Raw genomic sequence first — 16,248 nt, 5'->3', positions numbered from 1 at the left:
GCACCGATCCTTTTTTCTCGGAGTTTTCCAATTTACCTAAGAAAAACTGCAGGAACGACATTACCCGCCTCCGCCCGGGGCACCATCTGAACGGCGGTTCAAGGTGTAAGTTTTAATTGACACTCTACCTGTGCGGGGGCTAGTTTTTGGTCATCGTCCAAGGAATCGAACACCGTATGCCCAGCGAGACCCTGACATCCGCACCGTCACGGCAGCTTTACACGCCCGAGGAACGCGCCCGGCGCGATGCCACGATATGGACAACTGTGCAGGGCGTGCTGGCCCCGGTGCAGTTCCTTGTGTTCCTCGTGTCTTTGGGGCTGGTGACCCGCTTCATGATCACCGGCGCGGGTTATGACGCTGCGACGATCTCCATCGTGGTCAAGACTGCCATCCTGCTGACAATCATGGTCACCGGCGCGATCTGGGAAAAGGTCGTGTTCGGTCAGTACCTGTTCGCCCACGCCTTCTTTTGGGAGGATGTGTTCAGCTTCCTCGTGATCGCATTGCACCTGACCTATGTCTGGGCGCTGCTTTCGGGATGGTCCCACGCCGACCAGATGTGGATCGCGCTTGCCGCCTATGCCGCCTACGTCATCAATGCCGCGCAGTTCATCTGGAAACTGCGCATGGCGCGGCTCGAAGGCTCCCGGCCGCAAGGAGCCCGCGCATGAACACCCCCGTCCATATCCCCGCCACCAGCTGCCGCGACACGCCCATCCTCAAGGAACGCGGCCAGCGCGAGGTGTTTTGCGGCCTGACCGGGATCATCTGGCTGCACCGCAAGATGCAAGATGCGTTCTTTCTGGTGGTCGGCTCGCGCACCTGTGCGCACCTCCTGCAATCGGCGGCCGGCGTGATGATCTTTGCCGAACCCCGCTTTGGCACCGCCATTCTGGAAGAAACCGATCTGGCTGGTCTGGCAGATGCCAATGACGAGCTCGACCGTGAGGTCGGCCGCCTGCTGTCGCGTCGCCCCGATATCAAGCAACTATTCCTCGTCGGCTCCTGCCCGTCCGAGGTGATCAAGCTGGACCTTGCCCGAGCGGCCCAGCGACTGACACAGATCCACGCGCCCCATGTGCGCGTGCTCAACTATTCCGGCAGCGGCATCGAGACGACCTTCACCCAAGGTGAAGACGCCTGCCTCGCCTCCATGGTCCCGGTCCTCCCCGGGACGGAGGCCCGCGAGCTTTTGCTTGTGGGTGCGCTGCCGGATGTTGTCGAAGATCAGGCCGTTGGCCTGCTCAAGAAAATGGGGATCGGTCCGATCCGCGTTCTGCCCGCGCCCCGGTCGTCGGATGCGCCCGGCGTCGGCCCCAACACCGTCTTCGCCTGTCTGCAACCCTTTCTGGGTGATACGGCGGCCGCGCTGGAACGGCGCGGCGCACGGATGATTTCCGCGCCTTTCCCCTTTGGTGAGGAAGGCACAACGCTTTGGCTGCGCGCTATCGCCAAGGAATTCGGCGTTGATGACGCCACCTTCGAGGCTGTCACCGCCGCGCCCCGCGCCCGCGCCCGCACGGCCATCGCCAATGCGTCTGAACATCTGCGCGGGAAGACAATTTTCTTCATGCCCGACAGCCAACTTGAAATTCCGCTTGCCCGTTTCCTGACCCGCGAATGCGGGATGGAGGCGATCGAGATCGGCCAACCCTATATCCACAAGGGTCTTGTCGGCCCGGATCTTGACCTGATCCCGGCGGGTCCCACGATCTCCGAGGGGCAGGACGTCGACAAGCAGCTTGATCGCGTCCGCGCCGCCCGCCCCGATCTGACCGTCTGTGGCCTTGGCCTTGCCAACCCGCTGGAGGCCGAGGGGTTGACGACCAAATGGGCGATCGAACTGGTCTTCACGCCCGTGCATTTCTACGATCAGGCCGGTGATCTGGCGGGCCTGTTCAGCCGCCCCCTTCGCCGCCGCGCCCTCCTGAAACTGGAGGAACGCGCATGAAACTGACTGTCTGGACATACGAAGGCCCGCCGCATGTCGGCGCCATGCGCGTCGCCACCGCGATGAAGGGTCTGCACTACGTCCTGCACGCGCCCCAGGGCGATACCTACGCCGATCTTTTGTTCACGATGATCGAACGTCGCGGCCACCGCCCGCCGGTCAGCTACACGACCTTCGAGGGTCGTGATCTGGGCGAGGATACCGCCGGCCTGTTCAAGAAGACCTGCCAGGATGCCTATGACCGGTTCAAGCCGCAGGCGCTGATCGTCGGCGCGTCCTGCACCGCCGAACTGATCCAGGATGATCCGGGCGGTCTGGCCGAGACGATGGACATTCCCGTGCCGGTCATCGCGCTGGAACTGCCGTCCTATCAGCGCAAAGAGAATTTCGGCACAGACGAGACGTTCTATCAACTGGTCAAGGCGCTGGCCGGTCCGGTGGAAAAGACGCCTCACATCACCGCCAACCTGATCGGTCCGCTTGCGCTGGGCTTTCGGCACCGCGACGACCTCGAAGAGGTAAAGGGCCTGCTCTACGAAATGGGGATCGGCATCAATGTCGTGGCCCCCTTCGATGCCACGCCCGCCGATCTGACCCGGCTGGGCGCGGCCCACATCAATATCTTGATGTATCCCGAACATGCGGAAACCGCCGCCCGCCACATGGAGCGGGTGTTGGGCATTCCCTACACGAAAACGGTCCCCATCGGCGTCGGTGCGACCCATGATTTCGTGGCGGAAGTGGCCCGGATCTGCGGTGTAGAGCCGAAAAAAGACATCTCGCGCCTGCGCCAGCCGTGGTGGTCGAAGTCGGTCGACAGCACCTACCTTACCGGCAAGCGGGTCTTCGTTTTCGGCGATGCCACCCACGTGATGACCGCTGCCCGCATCGCGCGGGACGAGATGGGCTTCGAGGTGGTCGGCCTTGGCTGCTACAACCGCGAATTCGCCCGGGCCGTGCGTCAGCTCGCCAAGGATTTCGGCCTCGAGGCGCTGATCACCGATGATTACCTCGAGGTCGAGAAGGCCATCGAGGATGCGTCGCCCGAGATGATCCTCGGCACCCAGATGGAGCGCCACATCGGCAAGCGCCTGGGCATTCCCTGCGCCGTCATCTCGGCGCCTGTCCATGTGCAGGATTTCCCCGCGCGCTATTCCCCGCAGATGGGCTGGGAAGGCGCGAACGTGATCTTCGACACCTGGATCCACCCGCTGGTGATGGGGTTGGAGGAGCATCTGTTGTCGATGTTCCGCGAGGATTTCGAGTTCCACGACGAGGCCGGTGCCAGCCATCATGGTGGGCATTCGCCGAAACCTGCGGAGGGGGGCCAGCCCCCCGCTGCTGCGCAGCCCCGCCGGGATATTTCTGAAACAGAGAAGCACGAACAGGCTGCGACGCTGACCGGGACCGATGTCATGGTCTGGCTCGCCGATGCCGAGAAGGAGCTGAAAAAGATCCCCTTCTTCGTGCGCGGCAAGGCGCGGCGCAACACCGAGAAATTCGCGGCAGAGCGTGGCGTAACCGAAATCAGCGTCGACACGCTTTATGAGGCGAAAGCCCATTATGCGCGGTGACGGCGATCATATCCCCGGCTACCGGGTCGTGATCGTCACGCTGGACAGTCACGCGGCTGGCCCGGCGGCGCGTGTGAGCGAACGGCTGGCTGGCGAGTTTCCGGGTCTGAATGTCAGCGTGCATGCCGCAGCCGAATGGGCCGAAAACCCCGCAGCGCTGGAGGAAGCGCGGATCGCCGTGCGCCATGGCGACATCATCGTCGCCAATCTTCTCTTCATCGAGGAACATATCACCGCCATCCTGCCCGACCTGCAGGCCCGGCGCGCCACCTGCGACGCGATGATCGGTGTGATTTCCGCCAAGGAAGTCGTTCAGCTGACCCGGATGGGCGATCTGGACATGATGAAACCCGCAACCGGCGCGATGAAGCTTTTGAAAAAGCTGCGTGGTACCAAGGAACCATCCTCGAATTCCGGCGAGAAGCAGATGAAGCTGCTGCGCCGCCTGCCCAAGATCCTGAAATTCATCCCCGGCAAGGCGCAGGACCTGCGCGCCTGGTTCCTGACCATGCAATACTGGCTGGGCGGGTCGGACGACAATGTCGAACAGATGGTGCGCTTTCTGGTGGGCAGCTATGCCAGCGACCGCGCCTTCAAGGGGGCTCAGGCGGCTGCGCCAATCGATTATCCCGAGGTGGGTCTCTATCACCCCGACCTGCCGGGCCATCGCATCACCACAAGCGCCGCAGACCTGCCGCAGCCGGAAAACCCGGTCGCAACTGTCGGCCTGCTGATGATGCGCAGCTATGTGCTGGCGTCCGACACCGCGCATTACGATGGCGTCATCCGCCGCATGCAGGCGGCGGGCCTTGCCGTCATTCCGGCTTTTGCGGGTGGTCTCGACAGTCGCCCGGCGATTGCCGCCTATTTCACCGAGGGTCGTGTCGATGCCCTCGTGTCGCTGACCGGTTTCAGCCTGATCGGTGGTCCGGCCTACAATGACAGCGCCGCCGCTGTCGCGGTTCTGAAGGACCTCGACGTTCCCTACATCGCGGCGCACGCGCTGGAATTTCAGACGCTGGGGCAATGGGCGTCTTGCGCAGGGGGGCTTGGCCCGGTCGAGACCACGATGCTCGTCGCCCTGCCCGAGATCGACGGCGCGACCAACCCCACGGTGTTCGGTGGCCGCCACGGTGCCGATGGCTGCGATGGCTGTTCGCACAACTGCCTCCGTGCGTCCGACACCAAGGCCATGGCACCCTGCATGGAACGCATTGACAGCCTTATCGAAAAGACGCGCCGCCTGGCCGTCCTGCGGCGCAAGGCGAATGCCGACAAGAAGGTGGGGATCGTCCTGTTCGGTTTCCCGCCGAATGCCGGTGCAGTCGGCACCGCTGCCTATCTGAGCGTGTTCGAAAGCCTGTTCAACACGCTGACCCGGATGAAGGTCGACGGCTACGAGGTCGAGGTTCCGGCAAATGTCGACGACCTGCGGCACGCGGTCCTGCGCGGCAATGCCAAGCAATACGGGCAGGAGGCGAATGTCGCCGCCCATGTCGATGCCGACACCATCGTGCGCAACACCCCTCCTTTGAAGGTGATTGAGGCGGTCTGGGGCCCCGCACCCGGAAAGATCCAGTCCGACGGGCGTGGCGTGTTCATCCTTGGCCAGCATTTCGGCAATGTCTTCGTAGGCGTCCAGCCAACCTTCGGTTATGAAGGCGACCCGATGCGCCTGTTGTTCGAGCGCGGGTTCGCACCGACGCATGCCTTCACGCAGTTCTACCTCTGGCTTCGCAACACCTATCGGGCCGATGTGCTGCTGCATTTCGGAATGCACGGCGCGCTGGAATTCATGCCTGGCAAGCAGGCGGGCCTTGGCGCGCGCGACTGGCCCGACCGCCTGATCGGCGAAGTGCCGAACGTCTATCTTTATGCGTCCAACAACCCGTCCGAAGCGACGCTGGCCAAGCGTCGGTCCAATGCCGTCACGATCACGCATCTGACGCCGCCGCTGGCATCTGCTGGTCTTTACAAGGGTCTGTCGGAACTGAAGGACAGCCTGACGCGGTGGCGCGCGCTGGCCCCCGATGCGCATGAGCGCGCCGATCTGGCCGCGCTGATCGCCACGCAGGCCGAGGCGGTCGATCTGACCGAGCGGAACCCCGACAAGCTTTGGCTGACGCTGCTGGAAACCGAAAACGCATTGATCCCCGATGGTCTGCATGTCGTCGGTCGCCCGATGGCCGAGGCTGAGTTGCAAGAACACCTGCGCGTCATGGCGCATACCGATCCCGAGACGCGGGCGCGCATCGAACATCTGCTGCGGCAGGAAACCGAACTGACCGGCCTGATGCGCGCGCTGTCGGGCCGGTTCATCGAACCCGTCCCGGGTGGCGACCTGATCCGGTCGCCCGAGGTTCTGCCGACTGGGCGCAACATCCACGCCTTCGACCCGTTCCGGATGCCGACCGCCTTTGCGCTGCAAGATGGCGCAAGGCAGGCGCAGCGGCTGATCGAGGCGGCAGGCACCATGCCGCACTCGGTGGCGCTGGTTTTGTGGGGGTCCGACAACATCAAGTCCGATGGCGGGCCGATTTCGCAGGCCCTTGCCCTGATGGGCGCCAAGCCGCGCTTTGATGGCTACGGGCGTTTGTGTGGCGCCGACCTGATCCCGCTGGTGGACCTGGGCCGACCGCGCATCGACGTCGTCATGACCCTCTCGGGCATCTTCCGCGATCTTCTGCCGCTGCAGACCCGGATGCTGGCCGAGGCCGCTTGGAAAGCCGCCACTGCCGATGAGCCGGTCGAGATGAACTTCGTCCGCGCCCATGCGCTGGACTATGCCGCCTCGATGGGCGTCAGCATGGAAGAGGCCGCGCTTCGCGTGTTCTCGAACGCCGAGGGTGCCTATGGCTCCAACGTCAACCAGCTGGTTGATTCAGGGGCTTGGGGCGAAGAGGACGAACTGGCGGACGCCTATCAGGCGCGCAAGTCCTTTGCCTATGGCATGGATGGCAAGGCGCACAAGAACGCGGGCCTGCTGCAGGCCACGCTCAAGGACGTCGATATCGCCTACCAGAACCTTGAATCAGTCGAATTGGGTGTGACCACAGTCGACCATTATTTCGACACGCTGGGCGGGATTTCCCGCGCAGTGAAGCGTGCCAAGGGCGGGATCGAGGCGCCGGTGTTCATCGGCGACCAGACCCGCGGCGAGGGCAAGGTGCGCACGCTCAAGGAACAGGTTGCGCTGGAAACCCGCTCGCGCAGCTTGAACCCCAAATGGTTTGAGGGCCTGCTCAAGCACGGCCACGAAGGCGTGCGCCAGATCGAGGCGCAGGTGACCAACACGATGGGCTGGTCGGCCACCACGGGCCAAGTCGATCCTTGGGTCTATCAGCGCCTGTCCGAGACCTTCGTGCTTGACGAAGACATGCGCCGCCGTCTGGCCGCGCTGAACCCGCAGGCCTCGGCCCGCATGGCCAACCGCCTGATCGAGGCGTTCGAACGGAATTACTGGCAACCCGATGAGGCCACTTTGGCCGCGCTTCAGGCTGGCGCGGACGAGCTCGAAGATACGCTCGAGGGTCTCAACGTGGCGGCCGAATAGGGAAGGACCGAACCGATGCTGGACGAAAGATCACCCCCCGCAGCCCGCGCCAACATGCGCGAGGCTGCAGGTCTGGCCGCACGCGACCTTGGCGCGCCCCCGGTGTTGAAGGGCGCGGACGGCGAAGGATCGCTGCAGGTGCACCTTGACCCCGACATGAAGATCGAGGGGGCGCAGGTCTTTGCCGTCTACGGCAAGGGCGGGATCGGGAAATCCACGACCTCCTCCAACCTCTCTGCCGCGTTTTCCAAGCTGGGCAAGAAGGTGTTGCAGATCGGCTGCGACCCCAAGCATGACAGCACCTTCACCCTTACGGGTCACTTGCAGCCCACCGTCATCGACATCCTCAAGGACGTCGATTTCCACGCCGAGGAACTGCGCCCCGAGGATTTCGTGACCATCGGATACAACGGCGTCATGTGCATCGAGGCCGGCGGCCCGCCCGCAGGCACCGGCTGCGGCGGGTATGTCGTGGGTCAGACGGTCAAGCTGCTGAAACAGCATCACCTGCTGGAAGACACCGATGTGGTGATCTTCGACGTGCTGGGCGATGTGGTCTGCGGTGGCTTTGCCGCGCCGCTTCAACATGCCGACCGCGCCGTGATCGTCACCGCCAATGATTTCGACAGCATCTACGCGATGAACCGCATCATCGCGGCGGTGCAGGCCAAGTCCAAGAATTACAACGTGCGGCTGGCGGGTTGCATCGCCAACCGCTCGAAAAGCACCGACGAGGTGGACCGCTACTGCGACACGGTGGGCTTCAAGCGCATCGGCCACATGCCCGATGTCGATGCCATCCGCCGGTCGCGCCTCAAGAAAAAGACCCTGTTCGAGATGCCCGATGACGAGGATATCGTGCAGTGCCGCGCCGAATATATCCGGCTGGCCAACCTGCTGGCCAATGGCACGGATGCGCTGGCCCCCGCGCCGCTGGAAGATCGCCACATATTCGAATTGCTGGGGTTCGATTGATGGTCGCAACGCCGACATATGGCGCGACGCGCGACCGGGTGGAGGAATACTTCGACCGGACCGCCACCACGACGTGGGAGCGCTTGACCTCTGACGCGCCGGTCTCGGGCATCCGCCAGACCGTGCGCGAAGGCCGTGACACGATGCGCGCGACCATGCTGGGACAACTGCCTGCGGATCTGACTGGCAAGCGCGTGCTAGACGCCGGTTGCGGGACCGGTGCGATGACCGAGGAACTGGCCCGTCGAGGGGCGGAGGTGGTCGCCATAGACATCTCGCCCGCGCTGGTCGAGATCGCGGCCAAACGCCTGCCGGTGGATCTGGCGGGTCGCGTCACCTTTACCTCCGGCGACATGCTGTCGTCGGATCTGGGCAGTTTCGATCACGTCATGGCAATGGATTCTATGATCTATTACGAGGCCCCCGATCTGGGCCGCGCGCTGGCCCATCTGTGCCCGCGCGTGCGGGGCAGCATCGTCTTCACAGTCGCCCCGCGCACGGCGTTCCTCTTGGCGTTCTGGACGGTCGGCAAGCTTTTCCCGCGCGCTGACCGCTCGCCCACGATGATCCCGCACAACCCCCGCCGTCTGTCGCATGAGGCGACCCGCCACGGCGCGACAGGGTCGATCCGTGAGGTCGCGCGTGTCAGCCGCGGCTTCTACATCTCGACCTGCCTGGAGTATCGGGCATGAGAAACCTGCTGAAGCGCATCTCGATCAATTATCTGCCTTTCGCCGATGCCGCTTCGGATGACTTCCCGTTGAGCCAGCTCTTGCGGCTGTCGTTGTTCCAGGTGTCGGTGGGCATGGCTGCCGTGATGCTTCTGGGCACGCTCAACCGCGTGATGATCGTCGAGCTTCAGGTGCCGGCCTTTCTCGTGGCCTCCATGGTGGCACTGCCGGTTCTGATCGCGCCCTTCCGCGCGCTTTTGGGCTACAAATCCGACACCTACAAATCCGCCATCGGGTGGAAACGCATTCCCTACCTCTGGTTCGGCACTCTGTGGCAGTTCGGCGGCCTTGCCATCATGCCCGCCGCCCTTCTGGTTCTGGGCGGGGATGTGACGCAGGTGCGCTATGACATCCCCTTTGCGGGTGAGGCGCTGGCCGGCATCGCCTTTTTGATGACCGGCCTTGGCATGCACATGACCCAGACCGCCGGTCTGGCGCTGGCCGCAGACCGCGCGACGGATGAGACTCGGCCGCGCGTCGTGGCGCTGCTTTATGTCATGTTCCTGATCGGTATGGGCGTGTCTGCCCTCGTGATCGGCTGGTTCTTGCGGGAATTCACCGCGATCGAGCTCATTCAGGTGGTGCAGGCCACCGCCGTCGTCACCATCGTGCTGAACGTCATCGCGCTGTGGAAACAGGAACGCGTGCGTCCGATGTCGCGCGCCGAACGTGAGGAGGTAACGCCCAGCTTCCGCGACGCCTGGGCCGATTACGCCTCGGGCGGCACGGCCGGGCGGCTTCTGGTCGTCGTGTTTCTGGGCACCATGGCCTTCAACATGCAAGACGTGCTGCTGGAACCCTATGGCGGCGAGATCTTGGGCCTGAGCGTGTCGGCCACCACGACGCTGACGGCGACCTGGGCGCTGGGCGCGCTGGTGGGCTTTGCGCTGGCCGCGAAATGGCTGGCCACAGGCATCAACCCCTACCGCATGTGCGCGCGCGGTATCCTTGCGGGTGTCGCGGCCTTTTCCGCCGTGATCTTTTCCAATCCCATGGCGTCGCCCGAACTGTTCTTTGCCGGTGCTGCCCTGATCGGCTTCGGTGGCGGCCTCTTCTCGGTCGCCACGTTGACGGCTGCGATGACCATGCCCTCGGGCAAGGCTGGTCGCGGTCTGGCACTGGGCGCTTGGGGGGCTGCACAGGCCACCGCTGCGGGCGTGTCAATCGCCATCGGCGGCGGATTGCGCGACCTGACCAATGCCGCTGCCATGCAAGGCACTTTGGGCGAGGCGCTGGCCAACCCCGCGACGGGCTATTCCGTCGTCTACCACATCGAAATTCTGCTGCTGTTCGTCACGCTTGTTGCCCTCGGGCCGCTCGTGCGCACGGCGACGAGCTTGAGGAACGGGGGGGCCGGGAAGTTCGGGCTCGCCGACCTTCCCACCTGAACCGCCGAACCCCGAGAGGACCCTACCCATGGTAAATGCATTCTTCGGCAACTTCGATCTTGCCAGCCTGTCGATCTGGATGTTCTGGATCTTTTTCGCGCTGCTGATCTACTACCTGCAGACCGAAAACATGCGCGAAGGCTATCCTCTGGAGAACGAGGATGGCACCGCCGCCCCCAACCAGGGCCCGTTCCCGGTTCCCAATCCCAAGACTTTCAAGCTGATGCATGGCCGTGGCGAAGTGACCGTGCCCTCGGCCGAGAACGAGGCCGCGCATCGCCGCACCGAACTGGCGCTGGAACGCAGCGGACCGGGCAATGGCTTTCCGATGGACCCCATCGGCGATCCGATGCTGACCGGTGTCGGTCCCGGATCTTGGACGCCGCGCCGCGACGTGCCCGAGCTTGATGGTCATGGCCATGCCAAGATTGTCCCGATGGGCCAGACCGAAAGCTTCCGTGTCTCTGCCGGCCGTGATCCCCGTGGTCTGCCGGCCGTTGCCGGTGACGGCGCAGTTGTCGGCACCGTCAGCGACATGTGGGTCGACGCCCCCGAGCAACTGGTCCGCTACCTCGAGATCGAGCTTGATGCGGATCATGGTGGCGGCAAGCGGCTGGTGCCAATGCAGTTCTGCCGCATCTGGGGCGGCAAGGTGAAGATCAACGCGATCTACGGCAAACATTTCGCCGCCGTTCCGGTGACGAAGTCGACCACGCAGATCACGCTGCTCGAGGAGGAAAAGATCTCGGCCTATTATGGCGGTGGCATTCTCTACGCCTCGCAGGACCGTATCGACCCGCTGCTGTGACCCAAAGACCCGGCGCGCGGCCAGACCCCGCGTGCCGGTCCTAACTACCGAGGAAGGAGAAACGACCGATGTCCAACAAACACCATGACGATTTCGCCAGTGAACCCGTCTGGGGCCTGCCCGAAGCCTTGCCTGCAGGCGAGAAAATCCTGTGGCAGGGGCAACCCGCGTGGTGGCCATTGCTCAAGGAAAGTCTCAGTCTTTGGTGGGTGGCCGGCTATTTCACCTTCCTGTTCGCCTGGCGCACCATCGGTGGCGCGGCCACCGAAAGCTGGACGGAAAGCGCAACCGCGGCCTCGTTCTTTCTTGTGCTGGGTCTGATCGTCTGCGCTTTGTTGCTGATCGTGGCAATCATGCAGGCAAAATCGACCGTCTACACGATCACCAACAAGCGGGTCGCCATGCGCATCGGCGCAGCCCTGACGATGACGCTCAACCTGCCGTTCCGCAAGATCGCCAATGCTTCGCTGGGCCTGCGCCCTGATGGTCATGGCAGCATCGCGCTGGACCTGATGGAAGATGACGGCGCGCGCCTGTCCTATATCATGACCTGGCCGCATGTCCGCCCGTGGCACATGAAGCAGACACAGCCCGCGCTGCGCTGCATCCCCGATGCCGGACGCGTCGCCGCGATCTTGTCCGAAGCGGCGGAAACCGCCGTGTCAGAGCCCGTCATCGAACGTATCCCGGCCGCCCGTGCCGTCGCAGCGGAGTAAGCGCCATGCCCATGCCCACTAGCTACAACCGCAGCTACACCAAGGCCGAACAGAAGCTGGTCGAACGCGACAAGGAAATGGTGCCCACCATCCTTGTCCGCGCGATGTTCGTGCTCTGCGTCTCGGTTCTCATCATCGTGGCCTATGCCCGGCTGACCGACCGGCCGCTCGAGGCGATGCCGCCGTCCGAGGCCGTGGTGCCGGTGGTGCAAGAACGCACCATCCGCATCTTCGGCCAGATGGACGGATCGGCCCGCGTGCTTGACGTGGACGGAACGGTGATAGCCAATCTTGGACCTACCGAAGGCGGCTTTGTCGCCGGGATCTACCGCGTGCTGGAGCGGGAACGGGGGGCCGTCGGCCGCCATGCGTCGGAGCCTATCCGGTTGGTGCGTTTTTCAGACGGACGCATCGGGCTTCGCGATGACCTGACCGACTTCCGGGCAGAATTGTTCGGGTTCGGGGCAAGCAACGAGGCGGTTTTTGCCCGCCTTCTGGAGGAATGACCCATGGGATGGCTCACGAAAGATTTTGAAACCGCACCCTGCGAAGTGGAGGTCAGCCACTGCTTCGACAGTCTGCACGCGCATGTGAAATTCCTGAACGGCGCCGTCATCAACCCCGGTGACGAGGTTCAGGTCCAAGGCCCGCCGGTGATGGCGCCCTATGGCGAGATCGTGCGCGAAGAGCGCATCGCCCGCATCACCCGCGCCAGCAAGCTCGAACAACTCTGGACCCGCATGACTGGCGATTTCGAGTTCATGGAACTTTGCGAATTCTCTTTCAGCGAAGAGATCATGCCCCACGCAGCGCCCCGCGCGGCCCACAAGGAAGGAGTCCCGGCATGAAGGACATGACCCATTCCGCCGACGCCGCCACTGTCGAAGAGGCGCTGGCCGCCGACAACCATCAAGGCGTGGTTGACAGCGAGGGCGCGACTGCGCTGGCCATGCAGAACACGCTGCTGACGCCGCGGTTCTACACCACCGATTTTGACGAGATGGACCGCATCGATGTCTCCTCCGTCCGCGAGGACTGGGACAAGCTGATTGCCCAGATGAAAAGCGACCCCAACAAGGGCCATTTCAAGAAGAACGAGGACTGGGATCACGTCGACTGGGACGGGATGGAGCCCAAGCTGAAGCGGGAATTCATCGACTTTCTGGTGTCGTCGTGCACTGCCGAGTTTTCGGGCTGCGTTCTCTACAAGGAGATGAAGCGGCGCGGCAACAACGAGGATATCGTGACGCTGTTCCAGCTGATGGCGCGCGACGAGGCGCGGCATGCGGGCTTCATCAACGACGCGCTGCGCGAGGCGGGCATCGCGGTGAACCTCGGCTTTCTGACGCAGAAGAAGAAATACACCTACTTCCGGCCCAAGTTCATCTACTACGCCACCTACCTGTCGGAAAAGATCGGCTACGCCCGCTACATCACGATCTACCGCCACCTCGAGGCGAACCCCGAACTGCGGTTCCACCCGATCTTCAAGTGGTTCCGGGAATGGTGCAACGACGAGTTCAGCCATGGCGAGGCATTCGCCCTGCTGATGAAGACCGACCCGAAATTGACCCAGAGCTTTGCGAACAAGCTGTGGATCAAGTTCTTCCTGACGGCGGTCTATTCCACGATGTATGTGCGCGACCACCAGCGGCCAGCCTTCCACGCGGCGCTGGGCGTTGACCCCGATTGGTATGCCCATGAGGTCTTCACCAAGACCTCGGAAATTTCCAGGCAGGTGTTCCCGATCACGCTCGATATCGACCATCCGCGCTGGCAGAAGGGGCTTGAGGCGCTGCAACGCGCCAATGTCGATCTGGCCGATGCCAAGCAGACCGGCAAGGTCTTCAAACGCATGGGCGCGACGGTTCGGGCGGCGGCGGCTTTCATCGGCCTGTTCACCATCCCGGCGGTCAAGCATCAGGTTCCCGTCTCTACCCGGCTGGAGCCGGCCTACTGATGCTCACCTCGCCCTGGATCGCCGCCCTTGTGGCCCTGTTTCTCTGGTGGTTCTCCACCGGGGCGATCCTGATGACCGTGCGGCGTGTCGATCACGAAGGGGCCAAGGCGCGGCTTTGGGCCGTGCTTTGGAACCTGCCTTTCCTGATCCTGGGGGGCTTCGGCTTTCTCGACACGCTGGGCAACGCATCTGTCATGGGCGTCTATGTCGCCTTCCTGTCGGCGCTGGCGCTGTGGGGCTGGATCGAACTGGCGTTCCTGACCGGAATCATCACCGGCCCGGTGCGCCAGCCGCTCAAGGACGGCGTGCCGGAATGGGAACGCTTCATCCGCGCATGGGGCACCATCGCCTATCACGAGATGCTTTTGGCCTTCACGCTACTGGGCATGATCGTCGCAAGCTATGGAGCGGACAACAAGTTCGGCATGTGGACCTTTGCGCTGCTGTTCGCGGCGCGGGTCTCGGCCAAGCTGAACCTTTATCTTGGGGTGCGGCAGATCAATGTCGAGTTTATCCCCGAACACCTGAACCACCTGCCCAGCCATTTCCGCATTGCGCGGATGAACTGGCTTTTCCCGATCTCGGTCACCGGCCTCAGCTTTGCGGTGGCCTGTTTCCTCGAACGCGTCTGGTTCACTGACGCGCAGGCCGATGTGATCGGTTTCGCCCTCTTGAGCGCGCTCGCCGCGCTCGCCCTGCTGGAGCACTGGTTCATGGTGCTGCCGCTGCCCGATGCCAAACTCTGGCGCTGGATGCTTCCCGAGCGTGCCGCGCCCAACCAAGCCATGAAGACAAGCGAGGATGCCCGATGAACTTTGACAAGCTGTTCCAATCCCAGCTCGATCAACTCAAGCAGGAGGGCAATTACCGCGTCTTTGCCGAACTTCAGCGCCAGTGCGGGAATTTCCCCCGCGTGAAGAACCATTCGCATGGCCAGGAAGAAGTCACCGTCTGGTGCTCGAACGACTATCTGGGCATGGGGAACAACCCCAAGGTCATGCAAGCGATGATCGACACGGTGCAGGAATGTGGCACCGGGGCAGGCGGCACGCGGAACATCTCGGGCAACGCGTGGCATCACAAGCAGCTCGAGGCCGAACTGGCCGACCTGCACCAAAAGGAATCGGCGCTCCTGTTCACGTCCGGCTATGTGTCCAACTGGGCCGCGCTGTCGACGCTGGGCGCGCGTCTGCCCAATGCGGTGATCGTGTCGGACGAGTTGAACCACGCCTCGATGATCGAGGGCATCCGCCATGCGCGCTGCCAAAAAGCGATCTGGAAACACAACAACCCAGAGGATCTGGATCGCAAGCTGGCCGCCCTGCCGGCCAATGCGACCAAGATCGTGGCCTTTGAATCCGTCTATTCGATGGATGGCGATATCGCGCCGATCAAGGAAATCGTCGAGGTCGCCGAAAAGCACAATGCCATGACCTATATCGACGAAGTGCATGCCGTCGGCATGTATGGCCCCCGTGGTGGTGGCGTGGCCGAGCGTGAGGGTCTGATGGACCGCATCACCCTGATCGAGGGTACGCTGGGCAAGGCTTACGGCGTCGTCGGCGGCTACATCACCGGCAGCAACGCGCTGGTCGATTTCATCCGCAGCTTTGCCAGCGGGTTCATCTTCACAACCGCCCTGCCGCCCGCCGTGGCTGCCGCCGCCACCGCCTCGATCCGTCACCTCAAAGACAGCAGCTACGAGCGCGAGATGCAGCAGCGTCAGGTCGCCCGGTTGCGCGCCCGACTGGATGCCGAGGGTATCCCCCATGAACGCAACCCGTCCCACATCATCCCGGTGATGGTGAAGGACCCGGTCAAGTGCAAGATGCTGTCCGATATCCTGATGGACCAGTTCGGCATCTATGTGCAGCCGATCAACTATCCCACCGTGCCCAAGGGCACCGAGCGGCTACGCTTCACGCCCGGCCCGCTGCACACGGACGAGGACATCGAATACCTCGTTCTGGCGCTCAAGACCCTTTGGAAGCAATGCGCGATTGCCCACGCCGTCGCGTGACTGCTTCAAAAAAGCACTGGACCCCGCCGCAAATGACATAGTTATGTGCGGCGGGACCATTCTGAAGGGAGACTACCCCATGAGTCGCAAATACGTGCTTGCTGCGGCGGCAACGCTCCTCTGTGCTCCGATGGCATTCGCTCAGGACGCAACCGGTGACGCCGCAGCGGGCGAAACCGCCTTTCGTCAGTGCGTGGCGTGCCACGTTGTCGTGAACGAAGCCGGCGACACGCTGGCTGGCCGCAACTCGCGCACCGGCCCGAACCTCTATGGCGTCGCGGGCGCAGTCATCGCCCATGTCGAGGATTTCCGCTATTCGCCGGGCCTGACCGCGCTGAACGAGGCCGGGACGATCTGGACCGAGGAAAACTTCGTGGCCTATGTCCAGGACCCGACCAGCTACATTCGCGAAGCGTCCGGAAACAGCAGCGCGCGCGGGTCGATGGCCTTCCGCGTCCGGTCTGAGGAAGAGGCGATCAACCTCTACGCCTATCTCGCGTCGCTCGCAGCGGAGTGAACCGGACAAGGTTCACCTGACGGCAAGACAGAACAGGGCGCCCCAACGGGCG

At 63.3% G+C, this 16,248-nt stretch carries 15 protein-coding genes; all 15 read left to right on the top strand.

Annotated features, from left to right (window positions below; all coding sequences use genetic code 11):
* Positions 1-176: 176 nt before the first annotated feature.
* The 15 genes from bchF to C7455_RS06045 all read left to right on the top strand — a co-directional run bounded on the left by bchF (position 177) and on the right by C7455_RS06045 (position 16,196).
* Positions 177-674 (top strand): 2-vinyl bacteriochlorophyllide hydratase, encoded by a 498-nt coding sequence (gene bchF, locus C7455_RS06115; RefSeq protein WP_109666556.1) that lies wholly within the window; start codon positions 177-179, stop codon positions 672-674.
* Positions 671-1,954: a ferredoxin:protochlorophyllide reductase (ATP-dependent) subunit N gene (locus C7455_RS06110; RefSeq protein WP_109666554.1), complete on the top strand. Its 1,284-nt coding sequence runs from the start codon at positions 671-673 to the stop codon at positions 1,952-1,954. The genes bchF and C7455_RS06110 overlap by 4 nt, the downstream gene beginning before the upstream one ends.
* Positions 1,951-3,528, top strand: a complete 1,578-nt coding sequence (gene bchB / locus C7455_RS06105) for a ferredoxin:protochlorophyllide reductase (ATP-dependent) subunit B (protein ID WP_109666552.1) — start codon at positions 1,951-1,953, stop codon at positions 3,526-3,528. The genes C7455_RS06110 and bchB overlap by 4 nt, the downstream gene beginning before the upstream one ends.
* A complete protein-coding gene (locus C7455_RS06100) occupies positions 3,518-7,081 on the top strand; it encodes a magnesium chelatase subunit H (RefSeq protein ID WP_109666551.1) in 3,564 nt (1,187 codons plus the stop codon). The genes bchB and C7455_RS06100 overlap by 11 nt, the downstream gene beginning before the upstream one ends.
* Positions 7,082-7,135: 54 nt before the next feature.
* Positions 7,136-8,056, top strand: coding sequence for a ferredoxin:protochlorophyllide reductase (ATP-dependent) iron-sulfur ATP-binding protein (gene bchL, locus C7455_RS06095; protein ID WP_109666549.1), 921 nt, complete (start codon positions 7,136-7,138; stop codon positions 8,054-8,056).
* Complete coding sequence (bchM, locus tag C7455_RS06090) at positions 8,056-8,748, top strand: magnesium protoporphyrin IX methyltransferase (RefSeq protein ID WP_109666547.1); 693 nt, start codon at positions 8,056-8,058, stop codon at positions 8,746-8,748. Before bchL ends, bchM begins: the two co-directional genes overlap by 1 nt.
* Complete coding sequence (locus C7455_RS06085; protein ID WP_109666546.1) at positions 8,745-10,175, top strand: PucC family protein; 1,431 nt, start codon at positions 8,745-8,747, stop codon at positions 10,173-10,175. Before bchM ends, C7455_RS06085 begins: the two co-directional genes overlap by 4 nt.
* Positions 10,176-10,203: 28 nt before the next feature.
* Positions 10,204-10,983 (top strand): photosynthetic reaction center subunit H, encoded by a 780-nt coding sequence (gene puhA / locus C7455_RS06080; RefSeq protein ID WP_109666544.1) that lies wholly within the window; start codon positions 10,204-10,206, stop codon positions 10,981-10,983.
* A 68-nt stretch (positions 10,984-11,051) separates the two neighbouring features.
* Complete coding sequence (gene puhB / locus C7455_RS06075) at positions 11,052-11,699, top strand: photosynthetic complex putative assembly protein PuhB (RefSeq protein WP_109666542.1); 648 nt, start codon at positions 11,052-11,054, stop codon at positions 11,697-11,699.
* 5 nt (positions 11,700-11,704) lie between these two features.
* Positions 11,705-12,205 carry a photosynthetic complex assembly protein PuhC gene (puhC, locus tag C7455_RS06070; RefSeq protein WP_109666541.1) on the top strand — a complete coding sequence of 167 codons (501 nt, stop codon included), beginning with the start codon at positions 11,705-11,707 and terminating at the stop codon, positions 12,203-12,205.
* A gap of 3 nt (positions 12,206-12,208) precedes the next feature.
* Positions 12,209-12,547, top strand: coding sequence for a hypothetical protein (locus C7455_RS06065; RefSeq protein ID WP_109666539.1), 339 nt, complete (start codon positions 12,209-12,211; stop codon positions 12,545-12,547).
* A complete protein-coding gene (gene acsF / locus C7455_RS06060) occupies positions 12,544-13,659 on the top strand; it encodes a magnesium-protoporphyrin IX monomethyl ester (oxidative) cyclase (RefSeq protein WP_109666537.1) in 1,116 nt (371 codons plus the stop codon). The genes C7455_RS06065 and acsF overlap by 4 nt, the downstream gene beginning before the upstream one ends.
* Positions 13,659-14,471 (top strand): putative photosynthetic complex assembly protein PuhE, encoded by an 813-nt coding sequence (gene puhE, locus C7455_RS06055; RefSeq protein WP_109666536.1) that lies wholly within the window; start codon positions 13,659-13,661, stop codon positions 14,469-14,471. Before acsF ends, puhE begins: the two co-directional genes overlap by 1 nt.
* Positions 14,468-15,679 carry a 5-aminolevulinate synthase gene (gene hemA, locus C7455_RS06050; RefSeq protein WP_109666534.1) on the top strand — a complete coding sequence of 404 codons (1,212 nt, stop codon included), beginning with the start codon at positions 14,468-14,470 and terminating at the stop codon, positions 15,677-15,679. The genes puhE and hemA overlap by 4 nt, the downstream gene beginning before the upstream one ends.
* A 130-nt stretch (positions 15,680-15,809) precedes the next feature.
* Positions 15,810-16,196 (top strand): c-type cytochrome, encoded by a 387-nt coding sequence (locus C7455_RS06045; protein WP_245904242.1) that lies wholly within the window; start codon positions 15,810-15,812, stop codon positions 16,194-16,196.
* Positions 16,197-16,248 lie beyond the last annotated feature (52 nt).

Origin of the sequence: Roseicyclus mahoneyensis, from assembly GCF_003148775.1 — a bacterium.
GTDB lineage: Bacteria > Pseudomonadota > Alphaproteobacteria > Rhodobacterales > Rhodobacteraceae > Roseicyclus > Roseicyclus mahoneyensis.
The sequence above is the reverse complement of the archived record's forward strand: the minus strand, read 5'-3'. Positions and strand labels throughout refer to the sequence as shown.